The sequence below is a fragment of the Streptomyces tricolor genome (genome assembly GCF_002155905.1).
Taxonomy (GTDB): Bacteria; Actinomycetota; Actinomycetes; order Streptomycetales; family Streptomycetaceae; genus Streptomyces; species Streptomyces tricolor.
The window spans coordinates 1-2,051 of record NZ_MUMF01000728.1 but is presented as its reverse complement, the minus strand read 5'-3'; the positions used below and the strand labels follow the sequence as shown (position 1 = coordinate 2,051).

At 69.7% G+C, this 2,051-nt stretch carries 1 protein-coding gene; it reads left to right on the top strand.

Translation table 11 applies throughout. From position 1 onward, the window contains the following. Positions 1-573 precede the first annotated feature (573 nt). A complete protein-coding gene (locus CCN44_RS38285) occupies positions 574-1,911 on the top strand; it encodes a helix-turn-helix transcriptional regulator (RefSeq protein WP_158103208.1) in 1,338 nt (445 codons plus the stop codon). The last annotated feature ends 140 nt before the right edge of the window (positions 1,912-2,051 follow it).

The window sequence follows — 2,051 nt, the reverse complement described above, 5'->3', positions numbered from 1 at the left end:
CGCGGGCCGGGTGAAACGCGGTCACGAGCGGTGCGAGAACGGATTTACCAGGCCGTTTCCGCGGATTCAACCGGAATCTGATCTCTATATCACCGGGACTTCCCGCACCGGCAATTCCGGCGGATATTCGCCAAGAATTCCGGGATTCGGTCCGCACCACAAAAGAATGACACCGCCACCCTCCTCACCGCGCGACGGAATTTGACCGCCGGGCACCGTCACGACCCGTTCCGCAAGGCTCACCCACCCCAACCCGCGCCACAACCGCACGACTTGACAGTTCTGGACAGCTCCGCCCCGGGCATGGAATCACCCCAGCTCAAAGGGCTACCCAGACCACAGGTGGCGCAAACACGCACTCACTGCACAGCCTCCTTGAGCGACTGCGCACCACAAGTCAAACAAGAGCCGGCAAAAGATTCGTCAACTTTTTTACCGTGCGGGATCCGCCTTCCTCACGGGTTCCCCTGATCCAAATAACCACCGTTGACAGTCGCGAGAAGCCGCCCATAGACTCATTCGACCATGTCGGAGTTTGCATTGCTTAGGCGGGGGTTCGCTTTGCAAAATAGCATGCTGTCCGAGTACGACACTCTGCACACGACGATATCCCCGCTGAAATGCGCGGCGGCGTCGTGTCGTACCGCCCCTCTCGTCTCCTCGGCGCGGCGCTCCTGGCGCGACGGCCGGCTGGACGACGGCATCGGCACCGCCGAACAGGCGCTGCACGACGGGTGCGCGGCGGACAGTCCCTGTCGCGCGGAGGCCGCGTTCGTGCTGAGCCTCCTGCTCGCGCAGGTGCGCAGGACGGACCACGCGCAGGCCGTGCTGGAGACCGTCGACGAACTCGTCCGGACATGCGGCGACGGACAGTTGACCGCGACCGCGGCACTCGCCCGGTCCGGAGTGGTCCTCGCCGCGGGGGACTTCGGGAAGGCGGCCAAGCTCGCCGCCGCCGGCCTCGGGGAGGCCGAGCGGTCCGGCCTGACGGCCTGGACCCCGCTCGGACACTTCGTCCTGGCGCAGTCCGCGGTGCGCCAGGGCCACCTGTCCACGGCACTGCGCTACGCCCAGAAGCTGAAGGAAGACACCGTCTTCCAGCGGGAGATGCTCCATGTCGGCCAGGCCGCCTGGGTCGTCATCCAGATCGCCGAGGCGGAGAAGGGCCGGCACGAGGCGGTCCCGCTGGGCACCGAGCTGCTCGCCGCGGACGCGGCCGTACGCCAGCTGTCGATCGCCGAACCGGCCGCGCTGCCCTGGCTCGTCCGGCTCATGATGGACTGCGGCCACCAGCGGTCGGCGGCCCACGGCGTGCGGATCTGTCAGCAACTGGCCGCCATGAACCCGCACTTCAGCTCGGTGCAGGCCGCCGCGGCGCACGCCGCCGGACTGCACGACGCAGACCTCGGCAAGCTCCGGCTCGCCGCCGAGTCGCACGTCGATCCCTGGGCGAAGGCGTCGGCCACCGAGGACGTCGCCGTCCTGCTCGACCGCGGGGCGGACGACCGGAGCGCCCCGGACCGCCACCTCCAGCAGGCGCTGGACGGCTACACGCGGACCGGAGCGTGGCGGGACGCCTCGCGCATCGAGTCCCGGCTGCGCCACAGCACCGCGGACGCCGGCGGGGTGATCCGGCATCAGCGCAGGCGGGAGATCCCGGAACTGACCGACACCGAGTACGCCGTCGCCCATCTGGTTGCCCAGGGCTACACCAATGATCAGACCGCGGGCCATCTCTTCCTGTCGCCGCACACCATCGCGTTCCACCTGCGCAAGATCTTCCGCAAGCTGGGCGTGGCGTCCCGCGTGCAACTCGCCAGCGCCTGGAACGACCTGGCCGTCCGGCAGACGGGGACACGCGAGCACACGACGGGCAGCGTCGTGACGGGCCGCCCCCGGCTGTCCTCCTGACCACCGCGTCCCCCGCCCGACGGGGCCGAACGGCGCCGCAGCCCGTGAGGCGGCGGCGCAGCGGCCTGTGGGAGCGGGGCGGACGCGCTGTGAGGCCGGGGGTCGGGTCGAGCGCCCCGCGGGTCGGGGCAGGCACCCCG

Bases quoted from the DNA above. Each gene is read 5' to 3' on its own strand.
- CCN44_RS38285 (WP_158103208.1), top strand. From the start codon at position 574: ATGCTGTCCGAGTACGACACTCTGCACACGACGATATCCCCGCTGAAA.